6 protein-coding genes are annotated in these 7693 nt (G+C 75.3%); 3 read left to right on the forward strand and 3 right to left on the reverse strand.

All coding sequences use genetic code 11. The features are described 5' to 3' along the window. Positions 1-20: 20 nt before the first annotated feature. The 3 genes from ACFU6K_RS23990 to ACFU6K_RS24000 all read right to left on the reverse strand — a co-directional run bounded on the left by ACFU6K_RS23990 (position 21) and on the right by ACFU6K_RS24000 (position 3929). Positions 21-1889 (reverse strand): endonuclease/exonuclease/phosphatase family protein, encoded by a 1869-nt coding sequence (locus tag ACFU6K_RS23990; protein WP_380666200.1) that lies wholly within the window; start codon positions 1887-1889, stop codon positions 21-23. 225 nt (positions 1890-2114) lie between these two features. After that, on the reverse strand, positions 2115-3068 hold the full coding sequence (locus ACFU6K_RS23995; protein ID WP_380666202.1) for a Gfo/Idh/MocA family protein: 954 nt from the start codon (positions 3066-3068) through the stop codon (positions 2115-2117). A gap of 39 nt (positions 3069-3107) precedes the next feature. Next, a complete protein-coding gene (locus tag ACFU6K_RS24000) occupies positions 3108-3929 on the reverse strand; it encodes a sugar phosphate isomerase/epimerase family protein (RefSeq protein ID WP_380666204.1) in 822 nt (273 codons plus the stop codon). A gap of 171 nt (positions 3930-4100) precedes the next feature. Here ACFU6K_RS24000 and ACFU6K_RS24005 point away from each other — a divergent pair, with 171 nt between their 5' ends. The 3 genes from ACFU6K_RS24005 to ACFU6K_RS24015 form a co-directional block, all read left to right on the forward strand. Next, entirely contained in the window at positions 4101-5315 is a 1215-nt protein-coding gene (locus ACFU6K_RS24005; RefSeq protein ID WP_380666206.1) for an ROK family protein, read from the forward strand. 110 nt (positions 5316-5425) lie between these two features. Next, positions 5426-6427 (forward strand): hydroxyacid dehydrogenase, encoded by a 1002-nt coding sequence (locus ACFU6K_RS24010; protein WP_380666208.1) that lies wholly within the window; start codon positions 5426-5428, stop codon positions 6425-6427. A gap of 3 nt (positions 6428-6430) precedes the next feature. After that, positions 6431-7693: sulfatase (locus ACFU6K_RS24015; protein WP_380666209.1), on the forward strand; the 1263-nt coding region annotated here is incomplete at its 3' end.

Raw genomic sequence — 7693 nt, forward strand, 5'->3', positions numbered from 1 at the left:
CAGCGTAACCGGTGCCCGGACTACGGCTTGATGCGGACCACCTGCGGGTCGTGGTCGCTGGCCTGCTGGGCGAACTCGGCGTTGATGTGCACCACGTCGTACTTGGCGTAGCCGACCTCGGGGCTGACCAGGATGTGGTCCAGCACCTGCGAGTTGCCCTGGTAGACGTACGAGTACTGCTCGGTCTCCGGCAGCTCGTTCACCAGGTCGCGCAGCACGCCGTCCTTGGTGAGCGCGGCGAGCGCGGGCGAGAACTGGTAGTCGTTGAAGTCGCCGAGGGAGACGACCTTGGCCTCCTTGTCGGCGGCCAGCAGCTTGGCGACGAAGGACTGCTCAACGGTGGCCTGCCGGGTCCGCTGCACCTCGGAGCCGCGGGTCGGCTGCTGGAAGCGGCTGTCGATGCCCTGGTCGCCGCCCTTGCTGTTGAAGTGGTTGGCGATGACGAAGACCTTCTTGCCGCGGAAGGAGAACTGGCCGACCAGCGGCTTGCGGCTGTTGGTCCAGGCCTCGTCGTTCGGCTCGATCCGGCCGGGCGAGGCGGTCAGCGCGGCGCCCGAGCCGGTGCCGGTCACGCCGACGGCGGTGGTGGCGCTGCCGCCGGGGATGTCGGTGAAGGACACCCGCTGCGGGTTGAACAGGAAGACCTGGCGGATGTTGCCGCCGGGCTCGCCGCCGTCCTTGCCGTCCTGCGGGTCGACCGAGCGCCAGTCGTAGGACGGGCCGCCGGCCGCCTTGATCGCGGCGACGAACTTGGCGACGGTCTGGCTCGCGTCGACCGTGCCGTCGTTCTTGTTGCCGTTGTTGTCCTGGATCTCCTCCAGGGCGACGATGTCGGGCGAGCGCAGGTTGGTGACGACGCCCTGGGCCAGCTCGGCGAACTTGGCGTCCGGGTTGCCGGGGGCCAGGTTCTCCACGTTGTAGGTGGCGAGGGTGAGTTCGCGGTCGGTCGCCTGGGCGGTGACCTCGCGCTGGAGGTGGTTGTCCTTCAGCGTGCCCATGGTGCCGGCGACCAGGGTGTAGCCGCCGAAGTTGTTGTAGTCCAGCGGGCCGGTGGTGGCGCCGGTCAGCTCGTCGCCGACGTTGGCGACCGGGAACGGCCGCTGGTTCACCGGGGCCTGCTGCTGGATCATCAGCCGGCCGACGTTGGGCTCCCTGTACGACTCGTACAGCAGGCCGCCGCGCTTGCTGCGCTGGTCCTGCTTGTCGGCGGCGACCCACAGCTCGTTGTACTTGTCGGTCGCCTGCACCACCCGGACGTCCTTGACCTGGACGAGCATGCCCTCCAGCGACTCGTAGAAGTCGAGGGTGTACTTCTCCGGCCGGAGCGTGCCGCCGTCGATGGAGCCGTCCGGGCCGGCCGGCGGGGCGTAGGTGCCGGGGATGTTGCGGGTGTCCACCACCACCGGGGCGGGCAGCGGGTTGCCGGCCGACAGCACGGTGATGCCGGGGGCGGTGATCTCGGTGATGGACTGCGAGCCGCCGCTGAGGTTCGGGTAGTACTCGGTGACCTTGCCGCTCACCAGCACCGAGTCGCCGACCCGCACGGTCGGGTTGCCGCCGGTGTAGACGAAGACGCCCTCGCTGGTGGCCGGGTCGGCGTCGGGGTTCGGGTCCTGGAGCCAGAAGCCCTTGACGCTGCCGTACGCGCGCACGCCGGTGACGATGCCGGGCACGCCCGTGACGGGCTTGCCGGCCTGCGGGGATATCCGGGTGCTGCCCTGGATGTCGTGGATCCGCAGCGGGCCGGCCTCGGTCGGGGCCGGGGTCGCGGGCGCGGCGGCGTTCGCCACCGGCAGCGGGACGAGCACCAGCGACGCGGCCAGCGAGGCCGGGATCAGGGCGGCGCGCAGCAGGGTTCTGCGGGGGCGGGGTGCGGGGGCGGTGGTCACCGGGGCAGGGCTCCTAGCTCCGCCGTGCGGCACGGTCGTGGCACGGCGGTCCGGGCGGAGGCGCGCGTCGGGCGCGCGCTGCTCGCGTGGCGAAGAAGCGGAGGACGGGCTCCCGCCCCCCGCGGCGCCCCTCAAGATACGCGCGTAGAAAATGCCCCGACAAGACCCTGACAGTGAACGGACGGTTCCCCGGAGGTGACGTGACGCCCGGTCAGCCCGGGATTCTCACAGCCCGCTCCCAGCGGACTCCCAGGAAGCCTCGATCCGCTCCACGACCAGCTCGCACAGCTCGTGGGTGCGCAGCGCGTCGTGGGCGTCCAGGGTGCGACCGGCGCGGACGGCCGCCAGGAAGGCGAGCACGCACTGCTCGATGCCGCGCTGACGGGCCACCGGCACCCAGTCGCCGCGGCGGCGGACGGTCGGCTGGCCGCGGTGGTCGATCACCTCGGCCAGGTTGTGCACCTCACGCTTGGAGTCGCCGCCGGAGACCTCCAGCACCTCCTCGGTGGAGCCGGAGACCCGGTTCATGATGCCCAGGGCGGTGAAGCCCTCGCCGCCGAGGGTGAGCACCACGTGCTCGACCAGCCCGTCCCGGGTGCGGGCGCGGACGTCCACGTGCTCGATCTCGCCGGGGGCCAGGAACCGCAGCACGTCCACGACGTGGATGAAGTCGTCGAACACCAGGGTGCGGGCCGACTCGGCCAGGCCCTCGCGGTTCTTCTGCAGGACGATCAGGTCGCGCGGGCGCTCCTTGGCCTGGGCGTAGCCGGGCGCGTGGCGGCGGTTGAAGCCCACCATCAGCGAGCGGCCGGTGCGGTCGGCGAGGTCGACCAGGCGGCGGGCGCCGTCCAGGGTGTAGTCGAGCGGCTTGTCGACGTAGACGTCCACCCCGGCGGTGAGCAGCTGCTCGACGATCGGGACGTGCTGGTCGGTGGCGGCGTGCACGAAGGCGGCGCGGATGCCGCTGTCGATCAGCGCGCCGAGGTCGGTGAAGCGGTGCTCGGGGGCGATCCGGTGGGTCTCGCCGAGCCGGTCGAGCTTGGCCGCGTCCCGGGTCATCAGCCGCAGGTCCAGCCCGGGCAGTGCGGTGAGCACCGGCAGGTAGGCCTTCTGCGCGATGTCGCCGAGGCCGATCACGCCGACCGGGAGCGGGGCGTCGGTCACTGCGGTCGCGTTCATCGGGTCTCCTGCCGGTCGGATGGTCGTACGGGGTCCACCCTAGGCGGAGCGGGAAGCGGAGCCGGAAGCGGAGCGGGGAACGGAGCGGGAAACGGCCGCGAGGAAGGCCGCGCCCGACGGGAGCAGCGGGGGCAGCGGGGCGGCCGCCGGGTGCCAGGGCGCCTCGTACTCCCAGCAGATCCAGGCGTCCGGCGGCAGCAGGCGCAGGCAGTCGGCGATCGGCAGGACGCCGACGCCGAGCGGGAGCGGGGTGCGGTCCTGCGGGCCGGCGATGTCCTTGACCTGGACGTGGCCGAGGTACGGGGCGAGCGCGGCCCGGGTCTCGGCCGGGGTCTCGCCGGCCAGGTGGGTGTGCATCAGGTCCCACAGGGCGCCGACGGCCGGGTGGGCGACCCGGGCCAGCAGCCCGGCCACCGCCCGGCCGCCCCGGTGGGAGTCGTGGGTCTCGACGAGCACCCGCACGCCCAGCCGCCTGGCCTCCTCCGCGACCTCCGCGAGCCGCCGGGCGGCCCGGTCGTCGGCCTCGGCGCGCGGGCCGTCGCCGCCGCGCGGGAAGACCCGCAGGCCGGCCGCGCCCAGGTCGGCGGCGAGCCGCAGGTGGGTGCGGAGCGCGTCGGTCACCGCGTGGTCCGGCCCCGGGGCGGCGACACCGACGTAGGAGGCGAGGGCGAGCGGGGTGAGGCCGTGGGCGCGCAGGACGCGGGCGGCGGCACGGCGCTCTCCCGGGGTCATCGCGGGGTGGACGGACTCGCCCTCGGCGCAGCGCAGTTCGAGCCCCGCCCAGCCGTGCTCGGCGGCGAGCCGGGCGGCCCCGGCCAGTGGGAGCCCGGGGACGCCGAGCGTGGAGAAGGCGAGCGGCACGGTGGCTCCGTCGTTCGTCGGGCGACCCGGGAGGGCAGGGCGGGCCGCGCTGGCAAGAAGGGCAGTGCGACCCGGGAGGGCAAGGAGGGCAGGGCGGGCCGGGCCAAGGATATATTCAAGCTGAGACAAAGTCCTGACCGTCCGGGCCCGGCCCGGTCCGAGGAGCGCGCGATGCCCCCGAGCCGTACCCCCGCCACCGCCACGACGCAGACCGTCGCCCGGGTGAACCAGACCGTCCTGCTGGAGGTGCTGCGCCGGCACGGCACGCTGTCCCGGCAGCGGCTGGCCGCCGAGAGCGGGCTGAGCACCGCGACCGTGCACCGGCTGGTGGAGGTGCTGCGGGCCGAGGGGCTGGTGGAGGTGGAGACGGAGCGGGCGCCGTCCGGCGGCGGGCGGCCGCCGCAGCTGATCCGCTACAACGCCCGGGCGCAGACCGTGCTGGCGATCGCGGTGCGCCCGCGCCGGATCGTCGGTGTGGTGGCCGCGCTGGACGGCACGGTGCTGCACGAGACCGAGCACCACTGGGCGTTCCCCAGCCCGGACCGGCCGCGGGAGATCGCCGCCGACGAGCTGACCGGCCCGCTGCTCGCACTGGTGGACGGCCTGCGGGACTGGGCCGGGCGGCAGGCGGGCGCCCCCCGCGCCCTCGTCGTGGGCGTGCCCGGGGTGGTCCGGGACCGCACCGGGCTGGTCGAGTTCGCGCCCGCGCTGGACTGGCCCGGGCTGCGGCTGGGGGTGCTGCTCCAGGAGCGTTACGGCGTCCCGGTGGCGGTCGAGAGCAACGTCAACCTGGTCGCGCTGGCCGTGCGGGAGTCGCCGGCCGCGGCCGGGGTGGGCGACCTGGCGGCCGTGGTGGTGGGCATCGAGGTCGGCGCCGGGATCGTGCTGGACGGCCGGCTGCACCGCGGCCGGCTGGGCGCGGCCGGGGCGCTGGGCCACCTGATGGCCGGGCACGCGGCGCTGGACCGGCCGCTCGGGCGGACCGGCGACACCCAGGCGAGGATCGGCGACCACGCGGTGGACCGGCGGATCACCGAGGCCGGCCTGACGGTGTCCGGCACCCCGGCCGAGCGGGTGGCGGGGCTGTTCCGGCTGGGGCGCGAGGGCGACCCGGCGGCGGTCCGGCTGATCGGCGAGCTCACCGACGACCTGGCGCTGCTGGTGGCCAACCTGAGCACGGTGCTGGCGCCGGAGCTGATCGCCCTCGGCGGGCGGCTGTTCTGGGAGAGCGGGGGCGAGCTGCCGGCCGCGATCGAGAGCCGGCTCCAGGGGCGGGTGCCGGTCCTGCCGCGCCTGGTGGTCGTGCACAGCACCACCACCGAGTTGGTCGGCGCGGCCGCGGCGGCGGTCCGGCTCGCGGACGGGGCGACGTTCATCACCCGCTGAGGCCCGGGGCCCGCCCGGCCCTACCGGCTCCCCGACTATTTCTCACTGTGATAGAAACTCCTTGTGCGCGGCGACTCCGACGTGCCCGCCCGCGACCCGAGGAGAACCGGATGCCCACCGCCGCCTTCGCGATGGACCCGGAGCGCTTCCCCGACGTCTACGGCCCGCGGGCCCGCGCCCGGGTCGCCGCCCGGGCCGAGGTGCTGGCCGACCCGGCCTCGCCCGACGGGGTGTGGAGCGCCAAGCGGCTGGCCGCCGCCGCACCCGAGGCGCTGCGGGCCGTCGAGGTGCTGTTTACCGGCTGGGGCGGGCCCGTCCTGGACGCCGCCGCCCTGGCCCGGCTCCCCCGCCTGCGGCTGGTGCTCTACGCCGCCGGCTCGGTGCGCCGGATCGCCGGCGAGGCGTTCTGGGCGGCGGGCGTCCCGATCGTCACCGCCGCGCACGCCAACGCCGTCCCGGTCGCGGAGTTCGCCGTGGCGCAGATCGTCTACGCCCTCAAGGGCGGCTGGCGCCACGTCCTCGACGCCCGGGCCGCCCGCGCCGCCGTCCCGGCCGCCCGCACGCCGGGCGGGTACGGCTCCACGGTCGGCGTCCTGTCGCTCGGCGCGGCCGGGCGCCTGGTCTGCGAGATGCTGCGCGGCTACGACGTCGAGGTCCTCGCGCACGACCCGTACGCCCCGGTGCCGCCCGGGGTGCGCGCCGTCGGCCTGGACGAACTCTTCGCCACCGCCGACGTGGTGAGCGTGCACACCCCGCTGCTCCCGGCGACCCGCGGCCTCGTCGACCGGCGGCTGCTGACCTCGATGAAGCCCGGCGCCACGCTCGTCAACACCGCGCGCGGAGCCGTCCTGGACGAGCCCGCGCTGCTGGCCGTCCTCGCCGAACGCCCGGACCTCTTCGCCGTGCTGGACGTCACCGACCCCGAGCCGCCGCTGCCCGGCTCACCGCTGTTCACCCTGCCCAACGTGGTCGTCACCCCGCACCTGGCGGGCAGCCGGGGGCTGGAGCGCCGCCGCCTCGGCGACCTGGTCGTCGGCGAGTTCGAGCGCTGGCTGGACGGGGCGCCGCTGCGCCGGGCGCTCGACCCGCACACCTACGAACGGATGGCCTGACCCGTGCCGGATCCACAGAGCCCCGACGTCGTCCTGATCCTGACGGACCAGCAGACCGCCGACGCGATGGGCGCCGCCGGGAACCCGTACCTGCGCACCCCCGCGATGGACGCGCTGGCCGCCGCCGGCACCCGCTACCCCAACGCCTACTGCGCCCAGCCGCTCTGCACCCCCTCCCGGGCCAGCCTGATGACCGGCCGCCTGCCCAGCACCGTCGGCGTCACCGGCAACACCGGCGGCCCGGAGGACCCGCTGCTCGGGCGCCTGTTCACCGAGGCCGGGTACGACTGCGGCTACGGCGGCAAGTGGCACCTGCCGGAGCTGGACCTGCCCGCCGACCGGGGCTTCCGCCGGATCCACCCGGCGGGCGGGGACGACGCCGGACTCGCCCGCGCCGCCGCCCGGTTCGTCCGCGCACCGCGCGAGCGGCCGTTCCTGCTGGTCGCCTCCTTCCTGGAGCCGCACGGCATCTGCGAGTGGGCCCGCGGCCAGGACCCGCGCACCGGCCCGCTCCCGCCCGCGCCGCCCGTCCCCGAACTCCCGCCGCTGCCCGCCAACTTCCCGGTCGGGCCGTACGATCCGGCGCTGCCCCGGCTGGCCCGGCTGGCCCAGCCGCACACCCACCCGACGGAGCAGTGGCGGGAGGACGACTGGCGCCGCTACCGGCACGCCTACTACGCCCTCGTGGAGCGGGTGGACCGGCACATCGGCCTGCTGCTGGCCGCGCTGGCGGAGCGCGGCGGCGACCGGGAGACCGTGGTGGTGTTCAGCTCCGACCACGGCGACGGCGCGGGCGCCCACCGCTGGAACCAGAAGTGGGCCCTGTACGAGGAGTGCGTGCGGGTGCCCCTGGTGGTCACCGGCCCCGGGGTGGCCGCCGGCGCGGTCGACGAGCGGCTGGTCGCCGCCGGGCTGGACCTCATCCCGACGCTCTGCGACCTGGCCGGGATCGAGGGGCCCGGCGGGCTGCCCGGCCGCAGCGTCCGCGCGCCGCGGCCGCACGACAGCGTGGTGGTCGAGACCCGCTGGGAGATCCCCGGTTTCAACAACGCCCTGGGGCGGATGGTCCGCGCCGGGCGGCACAAGTACGTCTGCTATGCCTGGGGCGACCACCGGGAGCAGCTCTTCGACCTCGCCGCCGACCCCGGCGAGCTGGTCAACCTCGCGGTCGACGCCCGGCACGCGGCGCTGCTCGACCGCTTCCGGGGCCTGCTGGCCGGGCACTGCGCGGAGGTCGCCGACCCGTTCGCGCGCTTCGTGCCGCAC

The organism is Kitasatospora sp. NPDC057512 (genome assembly GCF_042802135.1).
In the GTDB taxonomy this organism is placed as follows: domain Bacteria; phylum Actinomycetota; class Actinomycetes; order Streptomycetales; family Streptomycetaceae; genus Kitasatospora.